The sequence below is a fragment of the Phenylobacterium sp. genome, assembly GCF_031984885.1.
Lineage (GTDB): Bacteria > Pseudomonadota > Alphaproteobacteria > Caulobacterales > Caulobacteraceae > Phenylobacterium.
Map to the genome: position 1 here is coordinate 20,677 of NZ_DAMABV010000016.1, position 20,225 is coordinate 40,901.

The following is a 20,225-nucleotide window of genomic DNA, read 5'->3' on the forward strand; positions in this document are numbered from 1 at the left end:
GGTGGCGCGACCTCGGTCGGGAGTGTTCCGTCCTGCGAGGCGATGGGCTACCACCATGCGACGAGTTTGGAGGAGCGCCCCATGAGCCTGGACGGGACCTACGAGGACGGCAACATCTTCGCCAAGATTCTGCGGGGCGAGGCGCCTGCGGCGAAGGTCTTCGAGGACGGGGAGATCCTGGCCTTCATGGACGTGTTTCCGCAGTCCCGGGGCCATACCCTGGTGATCCCGAAACACTCCCAGGCACGCAACCTGCTGGAGGTCGAGCCGGACGTCCTGGCGCCCTTGATCCTGGGCGTGCAGCGGATCACCCGCGCGGTGCGCGCGGCGTTGAATCCCGACGGCATCATGGTGTCGCAGTTCAACGGCGCGCCGGCCGGGCAGACGATCTATCACCTGCACTTCCACATCATCCCGCGCTGGCAGGGCGTCGAGCTTGGGCGCCATGGCGGCGGCGGCATGGCCGATCCCGCCGAACTCAAGGCACTGGCCGAGCAGATCGCGGCGAAGATCGCGTGACCCTGCCGCAGCGTCCCTGGTTCGAGACCGAGGACTGTGAGGCCTACATCTCCGGCGCCGGTTTCGATCCGCAGACTGTCGAGTTCATCCGGCACATGGCCGAGCATGGCTATGCGGTGGTCGATCTCGGGGACGAGGCGCGGGCCCTGTGCGATCGCGCCAGCGCCGACATGGCGCGCTACTTCCGCAAGCCGGGGATCAGCCGGGTCCAGGACGCCTGGTACCGCTCGCGGGCGATCCGGCGGCTGGCGGCCTGGCCGCGGATGCGGGAACTGCTGCGCGCCGCCTATGGCCGCGACCCGTTTCCGTTCCAGACCCTGAACTTCCTGACCGGCAGCCAGCAGCCGCTGCACGCCGACACGGTGCATTTCAACAGCGTGCCCGAGCGCTTCATGTGCGGCGTGTGGATCGCGCTGGAGGATGTGGACGAAGGGGCGGGACCCCTGGTCTATCATCCCGGCTCGCACAAACTGCCGGTGATGACCATGCGCGATACCGGTGTGAACAGCCCCGCGCCGACGCCAGAGGACTACGAACGCTCCTTCGTCCCGCGCTTCGCCGAGCGGATCGCAACCTCGGGCCTTCCGGCCAGGCACGCGCTGATCAAGAAGGGATGGGCCTTCGTCTGGGCGGCGAACCTCGCACACGGAGGTTCGGCGATCACCAAACCGGGCTCTACGCGCAAGTCGCTGGTGGTGCACTGTTACTTCGAGGATTGCCTCTACTACACCCCGATGACCTCGGACGAGACGGTCGGACGCTACAGCCTGCGGGTCCCGGCCAACGTCAGGACCGGTCTATGGACATGGCCGAAGCTCGACGGCCGTCCCGCCCGTATGCGGCTCAAGCACGTTTTCGGCGGCGTCATCCGCGACGTGCTGCGGCTTCCCTTCGCGAACTGACGGGGGACCAGCAAAAAACCCCGGAGCGGAACTCCGGGGTTTTCTGTGTCTGAGCGGGACCTGGACCTAGCCGGCCAGTTCCGCCGTGGCGTCTTCGGCCGGGTCCTCGATGACCGGGGCGCCCGGTTCGCGGTCGTCGCCTTCGATCTCGAAGCCCAGCTTGCTGTCCTTGAGCACCACCTTGACGTGGCCGCCCTTGACCAGCTTGCCGAACAGGATCTCGTCGGCCAGCGGCTTCTTGATGTGCTCCTGGATGACCCGGGCCAGCGGCCGGGCGCCATAGAGCTCGTCGAAGCCGTTCTTGGCCAGCCAGTCCGCCGCTTCTTCCGTCGTCTCGATGGTGACGTGACGATCGGCGAGCTGGGCTTCCAACTGCATGACGAACTTCTGCACGACCTGGCGGATGATCTCCTGGGTCAGCGCCTTGAACTGCACCACCGCATCGAGGCGGTTGCGGAATTCCGGCGTGAACAGGCGCTTCAGGGCCTCGTCGACCTCGTCGTCCTGCTTGCCGCGGCCGAAGCCGATGGCGTTGCGCTGGGCGTCGGAGGCGCCGGCGTTGGTGGTCATGATCAGGACCACGTTCCGGAAATCGACCTTCTTGCCGTTGGCGTCGGTCAGGACGCCATGGTCCATGACCTGCAGCAGGATGTTGAAGACGTCGGGGTGAGCCTTCTCGATCTCGTCCAGCAGGACCACGGCGTGCGGATGCTGGTCGACCGCGTCGGTCAGCAGGCCGCCCTGGTCGAAGCCGACATAGCCGGGAGGCGCGCCGATCAGGCGGCTGACCGTGTGGCGCTCCATGTACTCCGACATGTCGAAGCGCAGGAGCTCGATGCCCATGGTCGAGGCCAACTGGCGGGCGGTCTCGGTCTTGCCGGTTCCGGTCGGGCCCGAGAACAGGTAGCAGCCGATCGGCTTGTTGGCGTCGCGCAGGCCGGCCCGCGCCATCTTCATGGCGGCGGAGAGCTGCTCGATCGCGTTGTCCTGGCCGTAGACCGCGCGCTTCAGGTCGACTTCCAGCTCCTTCAGCGCCACCGTGTCGGACTTGGACACCGACTTCGGCGGGATGCGGGCGATCTTGGCGACGACCGTCTCGATCTCCTTCACGCCGATGGTCTTCTTCCGCTTGCCCTCGGGCAGCAGCATCTGACTGGCGCCGGCCTCATCGATGATGTCGATGGCCTTGTCCGGCAGCTTGCGGTCGGTGATGTACTTGGCCGACAGCTCGACCGCCGCCTTGATGGCGTCGTTCGTGTAGCGGAGCTTGTGGAACTCCTCGTAGTAGGTCTTCAGGCCCTTGAGGATCTTGATCGTGTCCTCGATCGTCGGCTCGTTGACGTCGATCTTCTGGAAGCGCCGGACCAGGGCCCGATCCTTCTCGAAGTGCTGACGGAACTCCTTGTAGGTCGTCGAGCCCATGCAGCGCAGGGTGCCCGAGGCCAGGGCCGGCTTCAGCAGGTTCGAGGCGTCCATGGCCCCGCCGCTGGTCGCGCCGGCGCCGATGACCGTGTGGATCTCGTCGATGAACAGGATCGCGTCGGGGTGGTTCTCCAGCTCCTTGACGACCTGCTTCACGCGCTCTTCGAAGTCGCCGCGATAGCGGGTGCCCGCCAGCAGCGAGCCCATGTCGAGCGAGAAGATGGTCGCGCCGGCGAGGACTTCGGGCACCTGGTTGCTGATGATCTTGCGGGCCAGGCCCTCGGCGATGGCGGTCTTGCCGACGCCCGGGTCGCCGACCAGCAGCGGGTTGTTCTTGGTTCGGCGGCACAGGATCTGGATGCAGCGCTCGACTTCCGCCGCGCGCCCGATCAGCGGGTCGACCTTGCCCTGCTTGGCCTTCTCGTTGAGGTTGACGCAGTAGGCCTCGAGGGCCTCGCCGCCGGTCTTGACCGCAGGCTTGTCCTCGTCCTCGGCGCCCTTGACCGCCTTGGGCTGCTCGGCTCCGGCCTTCTTGGCGATGCCGTGGGCGATGTAGTTCACCGCGTCGTAGCGCGTCATGTCCTGCTCCTGCAGGAAGTACGCGGCATGGCTCTCGCGTTCGGAGAAGATGGCGACAAGGACGTTGGCCCCGGTCACCTCCTCGCGGCCGGACGACTGGACGTGGATCACCGCGCGCTGGATCACGCGCTGGAACGACGAGGTCGGCTTGGCGTCCTCGCCGTCGTCGACGACCAGGGAGCGGAGCTCGTTGTCCACGTAATTGGTGAGTGTCGTGCGCAGGGCGGCCAGGTCCACGTCGCACGCGCGCATCACACCGGCCGAGTCCTCATCGTCGATGAGGGCGAGCAGCAGGTGCTCTAGCGTCGCGTACTCGTGCTTGCGCTGGTTCGCGAAAGCCACCGCGCGGTGGAGAGATTCTTCAAGCTGGCGCGAGAATGACGGCACTGGGCCTCAATCCTTTTCCATTGTGCATTGCAGCGGGTGTTGATGCCGGCGAGCGGTCTCAACAACCTGGGCCACCTTCGTTTCCGCCACTTCGTAAGTGAACACGCCACACACGCCCACACCGTGCTGGTGTACGTGCAGCATGATCCGCGTCGCGTCTTCGCGCGACTTGTTAAAGTATTGCTCAAGCACGTAGACGACGAATTCCATCGGCGTGTAGTCATCATTGAGGATGAGCACGCGATACATCGACGGCTTCTGCGTCTTCGGCTTGGTCTGAGTGATGACCGTCGACCGGACGCCCGTATCTTGATCACCTTGCTTGCGCTCGGCCATCGACCAGGTCTCCTGAGGGCAGCCGCCCTCTCTACAATGGATTAGATATGGAAAAGGCTGCCGTATGGAAGGGTTGAAATGCCCGCCAATCGCTCCAACCCCGCCAACCGCGCGTTTTTGTCACCCCGAATGCGGGGGAAGGCGGCAGCTCTCAATCATTGGAGGTGCGTTTGGCCCCCAATGCGCGGCCGGAAGTGACTGCGTCCGGGCCGAATCGCGCCCGTAGCTTATCCACGGCGCGTTCTTCGACCAGCGCCTTCTGCTCGGCGCCGGCGAATAGATCGTGCTCCACGGCGTCGGCGTCAATGAGTTCGGCCATGCCGATTCCGATCAGCCGCCAGGGGCGGCCGTCCGCCTCCCTGGCCAGCAGTTCGCGCCCGACCGCGAACAGGGTCTTGGCCGTCTGGGTCGGAACGGGCAGGGCGCGCCGGCGGGTGATGATCTTGAAGTCCGTATGGCGCAGCTTCAGCGTCACGACCCGGCCCGCCACGGCGCCCGCGCGCGCCTGACGGGCGACCCGTTCGCACAGCGGGGCCAGCCTGTCCTCCAGGTCCTCGAGCTTCGAGAGGTCCTCGTTGAAGGTGGTCTCGGCGCTGATCCCCTTGCGCTCCTCGTTGGGATTGACCGAACGGTTGTCGCGGCCGTGGGCCAGGTCGTGCAGCCGCAGGCCGTGGGCGCCGAACCGCTGGGCCAGCGCCTTGAGGTCGGCGCGGGCCAGGTCGCCGACCTTCACGAAGCCGGCGCCCTCCAGCGACCTGACCATCGCAGGGCCGACGCCGGGGATGATCGCGACGGGCTTGCCGGCCAGGAAGCTCTGCGCCTCGGCCGCCCCGATCACCGAAAAGCCGCGCGGCTTGTCCAGGTCCGACGCGATCTTGGCGAGGAACTTGTTGGGGGCCAGGCCGATGGAGACGGTGATCCCGATCTGGGCCTCGATCCTGGCCTGCAGGCGTGCGAGGGTCTCGGCGGGCGGGGCGCCGTGCAGCCGGTCGGTGCCCGACAGGTCCATCCAGGCCTCGTCCAGCGACAGCGGCTGCACCAGCGGGGTCAGGTCGCGGACCATCGCCATGATCCGGCGGCTCTCGGTCCGGTACTTGGTGAAGTCGGGCTTGAGGATCACCGCCTGCGGGCAGAGCTGGCGGGCCTTGAACATCGGCATGGCCGAGCGCACCCCCGACATCCGGGCGATGTAGCAGCAGGTCGTCACCACGCCGCGCTTGCCGCCGCCGACGATCACCGCCTGGTCGCGCAGCTCGGGCCGGTCGCGCTTCTCCACCGAGGCGTAGAAGGCGTCGCAGTCCATGTGGGCGATGGTGAGCGCTTCAAGCTCCTGATGGGCGACGACCCGCGGCGAGCCGCAGGCCGGGCAGCGGCGCTCGAATGCGCCGCGGCGGAAACAGTCGCGGCAGAGGGCGCTCATGGATCGAGCGGCCAGAGCCACGCCGCGCCCCGGACGCCGGAGGAATCGCCGTGCGCGGGGGGCCGCACCGGCGTCTCGAACAGGTCGGAGAACACATGGGCCGCGATCGCCTTGGGCAGCCGCGCGTAGAGCTCGCCGACATTGGACATGCCGCCGCCCAGGATGATGACGTCGGGATCGAGCACGTCGCAGACGACCGCTAGGCCCCGGGCCAGCCGGTCGACATAGCGGTCCAGCGTCTCGACCGCGGCGCGATCGCCCGCGCGGGCCGCGGCGATGACCTGCTCGCCGGCCAGCCCGCCGCCGTGGTCGTTGGCGAAGCCGGAGCCGGACACCCAGAGCTCCATGCAGCCTCGCCGTCCGCACCAGCAGACCGGGCCGGGATGCTCCGCGGCGGTCGGCCAGGGCAGGGGCATGTGGCCCCACTCGCCGGCGAAGGCGTTGCGGCCCTCCAGGATGCGCCGCTCGACGGTGATCCCGGCCCCGCAGCCGGTGCCGAGGATGGCGGCGAAGACGACGCCGAAGCCCGCGCCGGCGCCGTCCGTGGCCTCCGACAGCGCCAGGCAGTTGGCGTCGTTGGCGTAGCGGACCGGCCGCGCCAGCACCCGCGCCAGGTCGGCGGGAAAGGGGTGGCCGTTGAGCTCGGTGGAATTGGCGTTGCGCATCAGCCCGCTGGCCGGGGAGGGCGATCCTGGCCCGCCCACGCCGACCCTGGCGCCGCTGACCCCGGCCTGGCGCTCGGCCTCGGCGACCAGGTCGCGAACGGCTTCGAGGCCGGCCTGGTAGTCGCGCGGCGAGGGCCCGCGCACGCGCGCCTGGAACCGGCCCTGCGCGTCCAGCGCCGCGGCCTCGATCTTGGTGCCGCCGAAATCCACCCCGATACGGATCATGGGGTCATGATTTGTTCCGTTTCGCCGCCCAGTTCAACGCCCCTGTGCGAGGCGCGCACTTTGCGATGGCCAGAACGGCGCGTCCGGCGCCACTCTGGGCTGCGAACTGCGCCCAACCCCCCAGCGGCGCAGCGCCTTCTAGGGAAGATTCGCATGCAGAGATCCGTTTGGGCGCTCGCCGCCCTGAGCCTCGCCGCCTGCTCGCAGCCGCCGGCCGGGAACGACGCCAAGGCCCCCGAGGCCGCCGCCCCCGCCGTCGCCGAGGTGAAGAGCACCGCGCCCGCCGGCGCCTACAAGCTCGACAAGACCCACGCCAGCGTCACCTTCCGGGTCAATCACCTGGGGATGTCGCGCTACACGGCCCGCTTCACCCGCATCGACGCGGCGTTGCAGTTCGACCCGGCCAACCCCTCGGCGATGAGCGTCGAGGCCAGCATCGACCCGAAGTCGATCGAGACCGACTATCCCGATCCCAAGCCGGACTTCGACGCCGAGCTGGCCGGCCCCAACTGGCTGGATGCGGCCAAGTTCCCGCAGATCACCTTCAAGTCGACCAAGGTGGAGCCGACCGGCGCCAATACGGCCAAGGTGACGGGCGACTTCACCCTGCATGGCGTGACCAGGCCGGTCACCCTCGATGTCACCTTCAACGGCGGCTACGCCTCCGCGGCCATGGACCCCGGCGCGCGCATCGGCTTCTCGGCCGAGGGCAAGATCAAGCGCTCGGAGTTCGGCCTCGCCATGGGCGTGCCGGCGCCCGGCTCGACCTTCGGGGTCGGCGACGACGTGGAGATCTTCATCGAGACCGAGTTCACCCAGCCGCCGGCCGCCTAGAAGACCGCCGCCTCGATCGCATCGTGCAGCGTCCGCCAGTCGTCGATCCTGGCGTGGCGCTCCGGGGCGGTCGGGGCCAGCGGCTGCAGCCGCGGGTCGGCGACCATCTGGAAGCGGGTGACGGCCGGCGCGCTTTCGGCGACCGAGTCGAGGTTCGAGATCAGGTCGTCGATGAACACGGCGGGCGCGCGCACCTGGCGGATCATCCCCGCGGCCATCGGCCCCTTGGGCCCGGCGTTGAGCACCAGGGGATAGTCCATGCCATGGCGTCCCAGCCACCGCGCCCGCGCCATGCGGGCCGGGCCGGGGGCGTTGGTCAGGATCACGACATTGGCCCGTTGCGACAGCGCGCGCAGGGCCTCGGGACCGCCGGGGGCGGGCTCCATGTCGCCGCAGCCCAGGCGGAAGAAGTCGTCGAAGTGCGTCCGCCCTTCTTCCACCGGCAGGTGCTGCGTCTCGCCCGGCCGATAGATGTTCTGGAAAAGCGCGAAGCGATCGACCCGGAACTCAAGCCCCCGGCCTTCGAGGAAGCGGCCGAAGCCCTGCATGAACAGGCCCAGCACCTCGTCCACGTCGACCAGCAGCAGCGGCCGCGCCGGATCGACGCCCATGTCCAGCAGATTGGGCGGTCGTTGCGGCGGCAGGTGAGGTGGAACGCTGGCCAACTGGCCCTCCGATCGGGACTAACGCGAGTTTAAGGATATCCGTGGGATTAACGATCCAAAGGTGGGGTCAGCGGTCGATTCGCGGGCTCGAAGCATCATCGAGACGAAAATGGCCAAGAAGGTCCTCATCGTCGAGGATAACGAGCTGAACATGAAACTCTTTCATGATCTGCTCGATGCCCAAGGCTACGAAACTTTACAGACCCGTGAGGGGCTGCAGGCGCTTGCGTTGGCGCGTGAGCATCGCCCCGATCTGATTCTGATGGACATCCAGTTGCCGGAGATCTCCGGCCTGGAGGTCACCAAGTGGCTGAAGGAGGACGACGAACTCGCCTCGATTCCGGTCGTGGCGGTGACCGCGTTCGCCATGAAGGGCGACGAGGAGCGGATTCGGGAGGGCGGCTGCGAGGCCTATCTGTCGAAACCGATTTCGGTGTCGCACTTTCTCGATACTATCCGGCGATTGCTGAGCTAGTTCCCCTATGTCCGCCCGCATCCTCGTCGTCGATGACATCGAAGCCAACGTCCGCTTGCTGGAAGCCAAGCTGACGGCGGAATACTACGAGGTCCTGACGGCCAGCGACGGGCCGACCGCGCTGGCCATCGCCGCCAAGGAAAAGCCCGACATCGTCCTGCTGGACGTGATGATGCCCGGCATGGACGGCTTCCAGGTCTGCCGGCGGCTGAAGGACGATCCCGAGACGCGCCATGTGCCTGTGGTGCTGGTCACCGCCCTGGACGGCCGCGCCGACCGCATCGCCGGGCTGGAATCGGGCGCCGACGAGTTCCTGACCAAGCCGATCGACGACGTCATGCTGTTCGCCCGCGTGCGCAGCCTGACCCGCCTGAAGATGGTGATCGACGAGCTGCGCGATCGCGAAGCCTCGGGCCGCCGCATGGGCGTCATCGCCGGCGCGGCCTCGCGCCTGGGCGGCGCGGGCGGGCGGATCCTGATCGTCGACGACCACGAGCGCCAGGCCCAGCGCGTCGCGACCGAACTGGCCATCGAGCACCGCCCGGTGATCGAGGCCGATCCCGACAAGGCGCTGATGACCGCCAAGGGGCCGGTGGACCTGATCATCGTCAACGCCACGGCGCGGGCGTTCGACGGCCTGCGCTTCGCCGCCCAATTGCGCTCGGACGAGGCGACCCGCCACCTGCCGATTCTGGCGGTGGTCGATTTCGACGAACGCTCGCGGCTGGTGAAGGCCCTGGAGATCGGGGTCAACGACATCCTGCCCAAGCCGATCGACCCGCAGGAGCTGGCCGCGCGGGCGCGCACCCAGATCCGGCGCAAGCGCTATACCGACTACCTGCGCGACAACCTCGACCATTCGCTGGAGCTGGCCGTCACCGACCAGCTCACCGGCCTGCACAACCGCCGCTACATGACCGGCCAGCTCGAGGCGCTGGTGCGCCGGGCGACTCATGGCGGCGACCCGGTCGCGTGCCTGCTGATCGACATCGACCACTTCAAGAAGATCAACGACGGCTACGGCCACGACGTCGGCGACGAGGTGCTGCGCGAGTTCGCCGTGCGCCTGGCCTCCAACGTCCGGGCCATCGACCTGCCTTGCCGCTATGGCGGCGAGGAATTCGTCGTGGTCATGCCCGACACCAAGCTCGAGGACGCCGAACGGATCGCCGAGCGCATCCGTCTCCACGTCGCCGGCTCGCCGTTTCGGGTGATGGGCGGCTCGGAACTGCTGACCGTGACCATCTCCATCGGGGTCGCCGCCACCATCGGCGCGAACGACAAACCCGAAGCCCTGCTCAAGCGCGCCGACGAGGCCGTCTACGAAGCCAAGGCCCAGGGCCGCAACAAGGTGGTCGCGCGGGCGGCTTAGGCCATCCTCGCGCCGTCGGGCGCATCGCCAGGGGCCGCCAGGACGATCCGGCCCTGTTCGTCGGGAAAGCCCAGGACGAGCACCTCCGAGCGCATCGGCCCGATCTGGCGCGGCGGGAAGTTCACCACAGCCATCACCTTGCGGCCGACCAGCGCGTCGGTCGAATAGAGTTCGGTGATCTGCGCCGAGCTCTTCTTCACCCCTATGGCCGGGCCGAAGTCGATGGTCAGCCGATAGGCCGGCTTGCGGGCCTGCGGGAACGGCTCGGCCGTCAGCACCGTACCGGCGCGCACGTCCACCCGCGCGAAGTCGTCATAGGTGATCTCGGCGGCGGCCGCTTCGTCAGGCCCGCTGGTCTTGTGCATGGGGTTGCTCCGGGGATCGATGCGCCGAGACGCAGATGAGGACGCTGGCCGTCATCAGGCCGATCGCCACGAGTTCCAGGCTGGTGGGCAGGCGCTGTTCCCAGAGAAAGCCGTAGAGCAGGGCGAACAGCGTCTCGAACAGGATCATCTGGCCGACCAGGGTCAGCGGCAGCAGCCGGCTCGCCCGGTTCCAGAAGGCGTTGCCGACGATCGAGGCGAGGATCGCCACCCCCGCCGAGACGGCCAGGAAGCGGCCCCATCCGGCGGCGTCGTGGGCCTTCGCGCCGATCAGGGCGGCGGGGATCGCCAGCAACAGGGCCTGGGCGCCGGTGGCGACCCCGGTCAGCAGGCTCCAGTCCGGCGCCGACACCTGCGTCAGCTTGGCCAGCCAGCGGCCGTTGACCACCGCATAGGCCGTCCAGGAGGCCAGGGCGCCGATGGCGCACAGCAGGCCGAAGGCGGCTCTGGCCTGCGATCCCGGCTCGGCGGCGCTCATCGACTGCCAGCCGATGCAGGCGACGCCCGCCGCGCCCAGCACCAGGGAGGGAAGCAGCCTGGCCAGGGGGACCGCGCCATGGTCGCGGCTGCCGATCACGGTGACGGCCACCGGCAGGAAGCCCACCACCACCGAGGCCATCGCCACGCCGCCGGACTGCACCGCCGCGGCCAGGAGCACGTAGTAGAGCGTGTTGCCCAGCAGGCTGAGCCAGGACAGCGCCACCCACTCACGCCGGCCCACCGCCGCGGTGACAGTCCGCCAGCGCGGCGCCAGCAGGGTCACGGCGAAGGCGCCATAGGCGAGGTAGCGGCCGGCCGCCAACTGCAGCGGGGTGAAGTCGGAAGCCAGTTCCGGGGCCAGGAACACCAAGCCCCACAGCGCGCCGGCGGCGAGCCCGCATCCTACCCCCAGCAATGTCCGGCCCTGTTCGGTCATGGCGGCGGACATGCCACGGAATCAGGCGCAGGTCTTGGCCCGGCCCACGAAGTTTTGGGCCGTGCCGGTGGTCCGTCGCGAGTCCGGCGCAACGAAAAACGCCCGGCTTCGCAGCCGGGCGTTTTCACAGACTGGAGGGTCTGGAGAAAGCTTACTTAATCTTGCCTTCCTTGAACTCGACATGCTTCCGCACGACCGGGTCGTACTTCATCATGACCAGCTTTTCGGTCTTGGTGCGGGCGTTCTTCTTGGTGACGTAGAAGTAGCCGGTGTCAGCCGACGAGTTCAGGCGGATCTTGATGGAGGCGGGCTTCGCCATGGTCGGTCCTCGCGGGGCCGGTCGGACCGGCAGGTGTTCTAAAGAGCCGCGGACAATACGAATCCCGAACCCAAAGTCAATGCGGCCTTGGGAAAATCCGCAGGTGTCCTGGCTCAGGCCAGCATCGCCTCAAGGGCGGGGGTGACGATTTCGCTCAAACGGCCGTCGGTGTCCACCAGGAAACGGGCCGCGATGGCGTGCTTTCGGGCGAACTGCGGACCCTCATCCGGACCCAGCACGCCAAGCGCGGTGCAGAGGGCGTCGGCGTCCATGCACTCGGAGGCGATCACGCTGACCGAACGCATGCCGTTGGCGATCGGCCGGCCGATCCTGGGGTCCAGGGTATGGCTGTAGCGTCGATCCTCGTGCTCGAAATAGCGCCGGTAGTCGCCGGAGGTGGCGATGGAAAGCCCGTGCAGGGCGACGCGGATAGGGTCGATGGGCAGGGAGGCGTCGGGCGGCTGTTCGATCTCGACCAGCCACGGCTGGCCGTCCGGCTTGACGCCGGCGCCGCGCAACTCCCCGCCGATGTCGATCAGGTGGTCGGCCAGTCCCAGTTGGGTGAGGGCGCGCGAGACCTCATCGACGCCGAAGCCCTTGGCGATGCCCGAGAGGTCCAGATGGAGGCCGCCAGGCTGGAAGAGGCGGGCGCCGTCCAGCGCCAGCCGGTCCCAGCCGCTGGCCTCCCGCGCAGCCTCGACCGCGGCGTCGGTGGGCGGGTTCTGCACCGGACCGGCGGGTCCGAACCCCCACAGGTCGACCAGCCGCCCGGCGGTCGGATCGAAGGCCCCGCCGCTGAGCTGCGCCCAATGCAGCGCGCGCGCCATGACATGCCGGAAGGCCGGCTGCAGGTCGAGCCAGGCGCCGGCGGGCGCGCGATTGAAGAGGGAGATGTGGGAGGCCGGCTCCCAAGTGCTCATCTGCGCGATGACGTTGTTGAGCAGTCCCTGGAGGCGAGCCTGCACCCCGCCGGTCTCCAGACCGGCTGGGGCGTAGGCCTTCACGCGCCAGGTGACGCCCATGGTCGGGCCGTTGAACTCGACCGGGCGCTCGCCGCGCGGCCGGGCGGCCTGCGGCGAGAGCTCCAGCGGAATGGCGACCCGGCTCATCAGTCGGGCAGGACTTCCAGGGTCGTCACATAGGCGGCGCTGCGCTCTGCGCCCGGGATGCTGCTCTGGCCGCCGCGCACGGAGGCTTCCAGCCAGTACATGCCCGCTTCCGGCCACTTCACGGTGAAGGCGCCCTGGGCGTCGGTCTTCAGCTTCAGCTCGGTGGTGGCGCTGCGATAGCGGTTGCCGCCGGCGACGACGTCGACTTCGACATCGGCCGCAGGCTTGCCGTCGATGACCAGCTTGAAGGTCGCCGGCTCGCTGGCCACCAGGTCGTTGGGGTGGGTGACCGGATCCAGCTCCAGGCCCTTGCCGGTGATCTTCAGCGCGTCCTTGCTGGGCGAACCGCGGGTCGCGAAGACTTCCAGCCGGCGGCTGTTCTCCATGATCTTGACCTCGGTGGCGTCCTTCGGGATCGCCGTGGCCAGATCGGCGGCCGCGCCGCGCCAGCGCTTCTGCTCGCCGCCCTGCTTGTAGGAGGCGCTGACGCCGTCGCTGACATTGACGATCTTGTAGGTGCCCGGCTTGTCGAGCTGCACGTCGAAGGTGCTGCGGTACTTGCCGGTGGCGGGGTTCTTCACCTCGCCCTTGGAGCCGTCCGGCGCGATCACGGCGATCGAGTCCAGGCGCATCGGCACGTGGTCGAAATAGAAGAGGTCGTTGGACACCGCCGCGTCGACGGTGATCCACGGATCGGCGCCCGACAGCACGGTGGCCGAGGGCAGGAGCCATTGGCGGTGCGCGTGGGCGGCGGCGGGAACCGCCAGGGCGGCGGCGATGGAAAGGGCGGCCAAGGCGCCGCGGCGGATCTGGGTCATGCTTGTGTCCTCTACGGCTTGACGGTGACGCTCATGGCGCCGAGTTCGCTGGTCCCCTGGGCGGAGGAGGTCGTCCTGGCTTTGGGCGGCCACTGGAACGGCGCGCGCAGCACCTCGACACCGCCGACCTCACGGGCGGCTTCGACGACCAGGTTGTACTGGCCGGCGGGCAGGTTCCCGAGCGGCGAGACGCCGCCCTTGAACACCACCTGGTGCTTGCCGGGCGCGCGGGTCGCCGCGCTGATCCCGTCGGCGGGCAGGCTCATGTCGCGGCCGGCGCGGCGCCACCATTGGCGCATGTCCTTCAGCCACTTCTGGCCTTCCTGGTTCTTCAGCTTGACGTCGTACCAGACGGCCAGGGTCTTCACCGCGGTCTTGTCCGGGGTCTCGATCCAGACGGCCACATAGGGGCGGTGGTACTCGGCCACCGTCAGGCGCGGGATCTCGAGGTTGAGCTCCAGGTCCGCCGCCAGGGCGGGGCTCGCCATCAGGCCGGTGAGGGCCGCGGTGTAGATCGGCAGGCGCATGTCGTCTCCGGTCAGTGAATGAAGATGAGGGCGAGGATCAGCGGGACGGCGAGGCCCAGCCCCACCAGCGGCCAGGTGATCTTCCGCGCCCTCGAATGCAGTTGCAGCAGCACCAGGCCGGTGACGCAGAACACCACGCAGCCCAGCGCGAAGATGTCGAGGAAGAGGCTCCAGGCCGAGCCGGTGTTGCGGCCCTTGTGCAGGTCGTTGAGATAGGCCACGGGGCCGCGGCTGGTGGTTTCGTGCACCACCGTCCCGGCGCCGGCGTCGAAGGTCACCCAGCCGTCGCCTCCGGGGCGGGGCAGGGAGATGTAGGCCTCTTCGTCGGTCCACTCGATGGCGGCCGCCTTGGGCACCTTGACGCCCATCTCCTTGGCCAACCAGGCGCGGATCGGGTCGGGCAGGGGGCCTTGCGCGGCCTGGGCGCTCTTGGCGACGCCGAGCAGTTCGGGCGGTAGCTGGCCTTCGGCCTCGATGGTCTGCGGCTTGGCCTCGATGGCGCCGGCGTGATTGAGCGTGATGCCGGTGATCGCGAACAGCAGCATGCCGACCAGGCAGACGGCCGCGCTGATCCAGTGCCACTGGACCATCTGGCGCATCAGGGCGGCCCGGCGCTGGGCCTTACGCTTGGCCCTGGCCTTTTCCTCGTCGATGGCCGCCTTAGCGTCCACGAGCTCCGAAGCCGACAAGATGAAGTTCCTCGCAAGTGCTGGTCGCTGGTCGCACTAACAAGGGGAGGAACTCAACGCAAGCTAGTTGAGAACAATTCTCATTTGAAATGTTCGGCCTCTAGAGGTGGCTCATGCGCGTCGGGCCGGCGCCGAAGCGCATGAACGGCCGGGGCCGCGCGGGGTCTTCCAGGCGCTGGATCGCCTCGCCGATGACGGTCCGCGTGACCGACGGCAGGGGCAGGGCGATGGCCTCGTCGAAGTCGACCCAGGCGATCTCCTCCAGTTCCCCGCAGTCTGGCTTGCGCTCCAGGCTGATCAGCCGCTCGGCGTCGGCCATCAGGAACCAGGTGTCGAACCGCTTGGCCAGCATCGGCGGGGTGACCGCGCGCGCGACGATCTCCAGGGCGTCCAGGTCGGCGGCCGCGCCTTCGGCCAGGAACTCGCGCCAGGGCCCGGCGACGGGCCGCGCCGACACCGGCTTGGCCAGCAGCAGCCCGGCCTCTTCGTAGGTCTCGCGAATCGCCGTCAGGGCCAGGGCCCGCCCGCGCGCCATCGGGATGTGCGCCTCGAACCGCGCGGCGACGTCCGGCTTCAGGTCGGTCGCGAAGGGCGCGCGGAAGTCGCTGCGGTCGATGCGCCCGCCGGGAAACACCCAGAGGTTCGGCATGAAGTCGTGCCCGCCGTGCCGCTTGCCCATCAGCACCTGCGGCTTCTTGCGGTCGCGGCGCACGATGATCAGGGTCGCGGCGTTGCGCGGCTTCACGGCGCGGGTTCCGGGGGCGCGCATGCGCCCGCCTTCGGGCGGACGGGAGTTTTCAACCAGGGTCATGAAACAACTGTATGACTCTAGCTGAGTCCTGGAAACGGCGACGTAGCGTCACCCGCGCCAGACCCGGCGCCTGGATCGAGGTCGCATCGTCGGAGTTGACGTTGCTGTCGCCAGGAACACCCCAATCACCGACCTTGCATGATCGACCGCCTCAAATCCCTGTTCGGCAAGCTGGAGACGCGGACGCTCGTCTTGCTGCTGGCCCTGGTCGGTGCGCCGTGGCTGTTCCTGGCCGTCGCCGACGAGGTGTCCGAGGGCGAGACCGCCGCGATCGACCAGAGCCTGCTGCTGGCCCTGCGCACGCCCGGCCGGCCGTCCGATCCCATCGGCCCGCGCTGGCTGGAGGAGGCGGTGCGCGACGTCACCGCGCTCGGCGGCTTCACGGTCCTGACCCTGCTGACGGTCGTGGCGACCTTGCTGCTGCTCTTCCACCGGCGCCGGCGCGAGGCGCTGATCTTCGCGGCCACGGTCATTGCGGCCCAGGTCTCCAGCCAACTGCTCAAGGGCCTCTATGAGCGCGAGCGTCCTTCGCTGGTGGCCCACGGCAGCTACGTCTATTCGCACAGCTTCCCGTCGGGCCATTCGGCCATGGCGGCGGCGGTGTTCCTGACGCTCGCGACCGTCGTGGCCAGCGTCGAGCCGCGGCGGCGCACCAAGGCGCTGATCTACGGCCTCGCCATCGTTGCGGTGCTGGGGGTGGGGGTGAGCCGGGTCTATCTCGGGGTCCATTGGCCGACCGACGTTCTCGGCGGCTGGGCCCTGGGCACTGGTTGGGCGCTGGTCGGCTGGCTGCTTCTGGTCCTCACCGGGCCGCGCCGAAGCTGACCTCAACGCGCGATGACGCCGATGTGTCCGGGCCTAAGGATCATTTCTAGTTGATCTCGCGGCCGGCGAACGCGATTTCCATAGGTTAGGAACCCCTGAAAATCTCCACGGAGGCCCATGCCCCATCATACGCCGTTGATCGCCACCATCGTCGCGGGCCTCGTGGCCGCTTTCATCCTCGGCGCGCTGGCCCAGCGCCTGAGGCTTTCGCCATTGGTGGGTTATCTCCTGGCGGGGGTCATCGTCGGGCCGTTCACGCCCGGCTATGTGGCTGACCAGAAGATCGCGAACGAGCTGGCCGAGATCGGCGTGATCCTGCTGATGTTTGGGGTCGGGCTGCACTTCTCGCTCAAGGACCTGCTCGCGGTCCGCAAGATCGCCGTGCCCGGCGCCCTCGCCCAGATGGCCGTGGCCACCATCCTCGGGATCGGGCTGTCGGCGATGCTCGACTGGCCGCTGATCTCGGGCCTGGTGTTCGGCCTGGCGCTGTCGGTGGCTTCGACGGTGGTGCTGCTGCGCGCCTTGCAGGAACGCCGCCTGGTCCAGACCGAGCGGGGCAAGATCGCGGTGGGCTGGCTGATCGTGGAAGACCTGGCCATGGTCCTGGCCCTGGTCATGCTGCCCGCCCTGGCCGGCGCCATGAAGGCGGGGCAGGGGGCGAGCGATCCGTTGACCGCGTGGGGCGTGCCGCTGGGCCTGACCCTGCTCAAGGTCAGCGGCTTCGTCGCCTTCATGCTGATCGTGGCGCGCCGGGCGGTGCCCTGGCTGCTGCACTATGTGGCCCACACCGGCTCTCGGGAGCTGTTCCGCCTGGCGGTGTTCGCCATCGCCCTGGGCGTGGCCTTCGGCGCGGCCATGCTGTTCGGGGTGTCCTTCGCCCTGGGCGCCTTCTTCGCCGGCATGATCCTGGCGGAATCCGAGCTCAGCCACCGTGCGGCCGAGGAGACGCTGCCCCTGCGCGACGCCTTCGCAGTGCTGTTCTTCGTCTCGGTGGGGATGCTGTTCAATCCCTTCGTGGTGCTGGCCAACCCGCTGACCGTCCTGGCCGTGCTGGCCATCGTCATCGTGGGCAAGTCGCTGGCCGCCTACGCGATCCTGAAGCTGTTCAAGCGGTCCGACACCACGGCGATCACGGTGGCGGCCAGCCTGGCGCAGATCGGCGAATTCTCGTTCATCCTGGCGGGGCTGGGCGTCGACCTCGACATCCTGCCGCGCGAAGGGCGAGACCTGATCCTGGCCGGGGCGATCATCTCGATCATGCTCAACCCGCTAATCTTCGCCTTCGCGACCCGCGCGCCGAAGGCGGTTCCCGAGCCGGCCGCGCCGGTCCCGGTGATCCCCGAGCCGGAGCCCGCCAACGACCTGCTTCCGACCAGCCTCAGCGGCCACTCCGTCGTCGTGGGCTATGGCCGCGTGGGGCAGGCGCTTGCGGCCGGGCTCAAGGCGCAGGGGACGCCGTTCGTGCTCGTCGAGGCCGAACCCGAGTTCGCCGCCAAGGCGGGCGAGCAGGGCTACGAGGTGATCATCGGTTCGGCCGTCGAGACCCGGGTGCTGGAGGCCGCCGGCGTCCTGCGGGCGGCGCGCATGTATGTCGCCGTGGCCGACGGCTTCGAATGCGGCGGCGTGGTCGATCATGCGCGCAAGGCCAACGCCGGGCTGGAGATCATCGCCCGCGCCCACTCCGACGCCGAGGCCGCGCACCTGATCGCCCACGGCGCCGACCGCGTGGTGATGGGCGAGGCGGAGATCGCCCGCGGCATGCTCGAGGGCGAGCCCGGCTTCGAGGGCGCCGCGCCGCCGGCCGCGCCGTCCGCCGCCGAGGTGGTCGAGTTCGTGCCCGGCGCCCCCCGCATGCTGATCCTCGACGACGCCGAGCGGGCGGTCCTGGCCGCAGTGCGCAGTTTCGACATCTGGCCGGGCGAGGCCATCTCCTGGGCCGCGGTGCACGAGGCGGCGGTGCTGGGCGGCTTCGACGGCGAGCGGTTGAACCACGCCTCCGAAACGCTGCGGCGAAAGGACTGCCTGCGCGACCTCGACCAGGACCGGATCACCCTGACCAAGCAGGGCTTCCTGGCCGCGCTCCAGCCCGCCGCCGCCTAAGCCCCGGGGTCGGCCAGCAGGGGCGCCAGCTCGGGCGGCTCAAGCTCGCTCGCGGCCAGCGGATCGCGCGGCAGGACCCGGTGGGTCAGCACCGCCTTGGCCAGGGCCAGGCGGTGCGGCGCGTTCAACTGCGCCGCCTCCCAAGCCAGCGCCGCCGCGGAGGTCAGGTGATAGAGCGCCGAGGCCGCCTGGCGGGTCTGGGCCACGTCGTCCTGCGCGGCCTGGGCCAGGGCGATGGCGCGGTCCAGGGCCGGCATCAACTCGGCCGGGGCGTCCGAGGCCGCGCACAGCCCCTCGACATGCGCGCGCAGCACCGGCAGCGAGCCCTCGCGCTGGGCGGCGCGGCTGACGTCCAGGGCGACGATGTTGCTCGTGCCTTCCCAGATGCTGCCCAGGTGCGCATCGCGCACCAGCCGCGCGTCCGACCATTCCTCGATGTAGCCGCAGCCGCCGCGCACCTCCATGGCGTCGCCCGTCACCTTGCGCGCGTCCCGGCAGGCGCGGAACTTGATCAGCGGGGTCAGGATGCGCAGCAGGGCGTAGGCGCCGTCCTCGCCGGCGTCGGAGCGCCGCAGGGCCTCGGCGGTCTGGAACATCATGCTGCGCGCCTGCTCGGCCGGCATGAGCATCTTCAGCAGTTGGCGGCGCATCAGCGGCATCTCGATCAGCCGCTTGCCGAACGCCTCGCGCCGGTGGGCGATGTAGAGCGCCTCGGTGCTCGCCCGCCGCATCAGGCCGGCCGCCCGCACGCCGTTGGACAGCCGCGAGTTGTTGACCATGTCGGCCATCTGCTTGAAGCCGGCGCCGGGGTCGCCCACCAGCCAGGCTGTCGCGCCTTCCAGCGAGATCTCGCCGCTGGCCATGGACTTCGTGCCCATCTTCTCCTTCAGCCGCACGATCCGGTAGCGGTTGGCCGAGCCGTCCGGCAGCGTCCGCGGCAGCAGGAACAGCGAGACGCCCTTCAAGCCCGGCGGCCCGTCCGTGCGCCGCGCCAGCACCATGGCCAGTTCGGCGTCGGCGTTGGAGCAGAACCACTTCTCGCCCGACAGCGACCACGTGCCGTCGGGCTGCGGGGCCGCCGTGACCACCGTCGCGCCGACGTCGGAGCCCGCGCCTTGCTCGGTCATGAACATCGCGCCCTGGTTCAGGACGTCGAGGTCCTGGCTGGTCAGGGCCGGCAGGTAGCGGGCCACCAGGTTGGGCGAGCCGAACTTCGACAGCGTCCGCGTCAGGCTGTCGGTCATGCTGACCGGGCAGCAGAGGCCGAACTCGGCCTGCACGAAAAGATAGGTGAGCACGTACTTCGCGGCCGCCGGCATCGGCGCGTTCCAGCCCAGCACGCCGGCCCGGTGCGACAGCGCCGCCAGACCGTAGTCGCCGAAGGCGGTCTGCTCCAGCCGCCGGTAGGCGGGGTGATAGTCGATGCTCTGGGCGTCCTCGCCGCGTCGCGTGCGCGGCCGCAGCACCGGCGGATTATGGTCGGCGAGGCCGGCCAGCTCGTCCAGCTCGCCGCCGGCCAGGCCGCCCAGGCGGTCGAGGTGCGGCGCAAGGTGCGTGGCCAGCCCGTCGGGCAGGTAGAGCCCGGTCAGGCGCTGCAGATCGGGATCGGCGCGGAAGAGATTGAGACCACGGCTGTCGGGCACGGCCTGAGCGCCCGTCGGCGTCGCGTAACTGTCGTGCATGGCGTCCCTCCGCGGTCTTTGGGAGAGCTTAGCGCACTTTCCCATCCGGCCACCGTCCCTCGCCTGGAGCGAGGCGGCGGCGTTGCGCCGCGTGGTGGAGCGCCGCCACGAATCGCGCCGGGTTCGTTGATCAAGATCGACGCTGTAAATCCTCGTAACATCAGGAAATATAAGGAATTTTGCCTGCGACCCTAGGGCGCAGTGTCAAGTGACCTCCGGTAAACAACCTTCACTGCACGGTTGTT

At 69.0% G+C, this 20,225-nt stretch carries 20 protein-coding genes and 1 pseudogene; 7 read left to right on the plus strand and 14 right to left on the minus strand.

Annotation, left to right across the window (positions count from 1 at the left end; all coding sequences use genetic code 11):
- The first annotated feature begins 81 nt into the window (after nucleotides 1-81).
- A complete protein-coding gene (locus tag RTL41_RS18090) occupies nucleotides 82-519 on the plus strand; it encodes an HIT family protein (protein WP_312166467.1) in 438 nt (145 codons plus the stop codon).
- Nucleotides 516-1,421 (plus strand): phytanoyl-CoA dioxygenase family protein, encoded by a 906-nt coding sequence (locus tag RTL41_RS18095; RefSeq protein ID WP_312166469.1) that lies wholly within the window; start codon nucleotides 516-518, stop codon nucleotides 1,419-1,421. The genes RTL41_RS18090 and RTL41_RS18095 overlap by 4 nt, the downstream gene beginning before the upstream one ends.
- Before the next feature lie 95 nt (nucleotides 1,422-1,516).
- Here RTL41_RS18095 and clpA read toward each other — a convergent pair.
- The 4 genes and pseudogenes from clpA to RTL41_RS18115 all read right to left on the minus strand — a co-directional run.
- Nucleotides 1,517-3,809: pseudogene (gene clpA / locus RTL41_RS18100) on the minus strand (ATP-dependent Clp protease ATP-binding subunit ClpA); the annotation flags it as partial.
- Between the two features lie 6 nt (nucleotides 3,810-3,815).
- Nucleotides 3,816-4,145 (minus strand): ATP-dependent Clp protease adapter ClpS, encoded by a 330-nt coding sequence (gene clpS, locus RTL41_RS18105; protein WP_056018198.1) that lies wholly within the window; start codon nucleotides 4,143-4,145, stop codon nucleotides 3,816-3,818.
- Between the two features lie 151 nt (nucleotides 4,146-4,296).
- Nucleotides 4,297-5,565 carry a DNA polymerase IV gene (locus RTL41_RS18110; protein ID WP_312166472.1) on the minus strand — a complete coding sequence of 423 codons (1,269 nt, stop codon included), beginning with the start codon at nucleotides 5,563-5,565 and terminating at the stop codon, nucleotides 4,297-4,299.
- On the minus strand, nucleotides 5,562-6,455 hold the full coding sequence (locus RTL41_RS18115) for an ROK family protein (RefSeq protein WP_312166474.1): 894 nt from the start codon (nucleotides 6,453-6,455) through the stop codon (nucleotides 5,562-5,564). The genes RTL41_RS18110 and RTL41_RS18115 overlap by 4 nt, the downstream gene beginning before the upstream one ends.
- Nucleotides 6,456-6,608: 153 nt before the next feature.
- On the opposite strand from RTL41_RS18115, the gene RTL41_RS18120 reads away from it, so the two are divergent.
- Nucleotides 6,609-7,289, plus strand: a complete 681-nt coding sequence (locus tag RTL41_RS18120) for a YceI family protein (protein WP_312166476.1) — start codon at nucleotides 6,609-6,611, stop codon at nucleotides 7,287-7,289.
- Here RTL41_RS18120 and RTL41_RS18125 read toward each other — a convergent pair.
- The gene (locus tag RTL41_RS18125) at nucleotides 7,286-7,954 is read right to left on the minus strand and encodes a hypothetical protein (RefSeq protein ID WP_312166477.1); all 669 of its coding nucleotides are present in this window, start codon (nucleotides 7,952-7,954) and stop codon (nucleotides 7,286-7,288) included. The two genes, RTL41_RS18120 and RTL41_RS18125, sit on opposite strands and share 4 nt — an antisense overlap.
- A 109-nt stretch (nucleotides 7,955-8,063) precedes the next feature.
- Here RTL41_RS18125 and RTL41_RS18130 point away from each other — a divergent pair, with 109 nt between their 5' ends.
- Together RTL41_RS18130 and RTL41_RS18135 are read left to right on the plus strand one after the other, a co-directional pair.
- Nucleotides 8,064-8,429 (plus strand): response regulator, encoded by a 366-nt coding sequence (locus tag RTL41_RS18130; RefSeq protein WP_312166479.1) that lies wholly within the window; start codon nucleotides 8,064-8,066, stop codon nucleotides 8,427-8,429.
- 7 nt (nucleotides 8,430-8,436) lie between these two features.
- Nucleotides 8,437-9,801 (plus strand): PleD family two-component system response regulator, encoded by a 1,365-nt coding sequence (locus tag RTL41_RS18135; protein WP_312166480.1) that lies wholly within the window; start codon nucleotides 8,437-8,439, stop codon nucleotides 9,799-9,801.
- On the opposite strand, the gene RTL41_RS18140 is transcribed toward RTL41_RS18135, so the two are convergent.
- The 8 genes from RTL41_RS18140 to RTL41_RS18175 all read right to left on the minus strand — a co-directional run bounded on the left by RTL41_RS18140 (nucleotide 9,798) and on the right by RTL41_RS18175 (nucleotide 15,373).
- A complete protein-coding gene (locus RTL41_RS18140) occupies nucleotides 9,798-10,166 on the minus strand; it encodes a tRNA-binding protein (protein WP_312166482.1) in 369 nt (122 codons plus the stop codon). The two genes, RTL41_RS18135 and RTL41_RS18140, sit on opposite strands and share 4 nt — an antisense overlap.
- The gene (locus tag RTL41_RS18145) at nucleotides 10,144-11,112 is read right to left on the minus strand and encodes a DMT family transporter (protein WP_312166484.1); all 969 of its coding nucleotides are present in this window, start codon (nucleotides 11,110-11,112) and stop codon (nucleotides 10,144-10,146) included. Before RTL41_RS18145 ends, RTL41_RS18140 begins: the two co-directional genes overlap by 23 nt.
- Nucleotides 11,113-11,251: 139 nt before the next feature.
- Complete coding sequence (gene rpmG, locus RTL41_RS18150) at nucleotides 11,252-11,419, minus strand: 50S ribosomal protein L33 (protein ID WP_056018215.1); 168 nt, start codon at nucleotides 11,417-11,419, stop codon at nucleotides 11,252-11,254.
- Nucleotides 11,420-11,532: 113 nt separating this feature from the next.
- On the minus strand, nucleotides 11,533-12,528 hold the full coding sequence (locus tag RTL41_RS18155; RefSeq protein WP_312166487.1) for an FAD:protein FMN transferase: 996 nt from the start codon (nucleotides 12,526-12,528) through the stop codon (nucleotides 11,533-11,535).
- Nucleotides 12,528-13,346 (minus strand): DUF4198 domain-containing protein, encoded by an 819-nt coding sequence (locus RTL41_RS18160; protein WP_312166488.1) that lies wholly within the window; start codon nucleotides 13,344-13,346, stop codon nucleotides 12,528-12,530. The genes RTL41_RS18155 and RTL41_RS18160 overlap by 1 nt, the downstream gene beginning before the upstream one ends.
- An 11-nt stretch (nucleotides 13,347-13,357) precedes the next feature.
- Complete coding sequence (locus tag RTL41_RS18165) at nucleotides 13,358-13,873, minus strand: DUF2271 domain-containing protein (protein WP_312166489.1); 516 nt, start codon at nucleotides 13,871-13,873, stop codon at nucleotides 13,358-13,360.
- Nucleotides 13,874-13,884: 11 nt separating this feature from the next.
- Entirely contained in the window at nucleotides 13,885-14,544 is a 660-nt protein-coding gene (locus RTL41_RS18170) for a PepSY-associated TM helix domain-containing protein (RefSeq protein WP_312166490.1), read from the minus strand.
- Between the two features lie 118 nt (nucleotides 14,545-14,662).
- Nucleotides 14,663-15,373, minus strand: coding sequence for an NUDIX domain-containing protein (locus tag RTL41_RS18175; RefSeq protein ID WP_312166492.1), 711 nt, complete (start codon nucleotides 15,371-15,373; stop codon nucleotides 14,663-14,665).
- A gap of 138 nt (nucleotides 15,374-15,511) precedes the next feature.
- Between RTL41_RS18175 and RTL41_RS18180 the strand changes: the two genes are divergently transcribed.
- A complete protein-coding gene (locus tag RTL41_RS18180) occupies nucleotides 15,512-16,198 on the plus strand; it encodes a phosphatase PAP2 family protein (RefSeq protein WP_312166493.1) in 687 nt (228 codons plus the stop codon).
- A 117-nt stretch (nucleotides 16,199-16,315) separates the two neighbouring features.
- Entirely contained in the window at nucleotides 16,316-18,298 is a 1,983-nt protein-coding gene (ybaL, locus tag RTL41_RS18185) for a YbaL family putative K(+) efflux transporter (protein ID WP_312166495.1), read from the plus strand.
- Here ybaL and RTL41_RS18190 read toward each other — a convergent pair.
- Complete coding sequence (locus RTL41_RS18190; protein ID WP_312166496.1) at nucleotides 18,295-19,980, minus strand: acyl-CoA dehydrogenase family protein; 1,686 nt, start codon at nucleotides 19,978-19,980, stop codon at nucleotides 18,295-18,297. The genes ybaL and RTL41_RS18190 overlap by 4 nt on opposite strands.
- Nucleotides 19,981-20,225 lie beyond the last annotated feature (245 nt).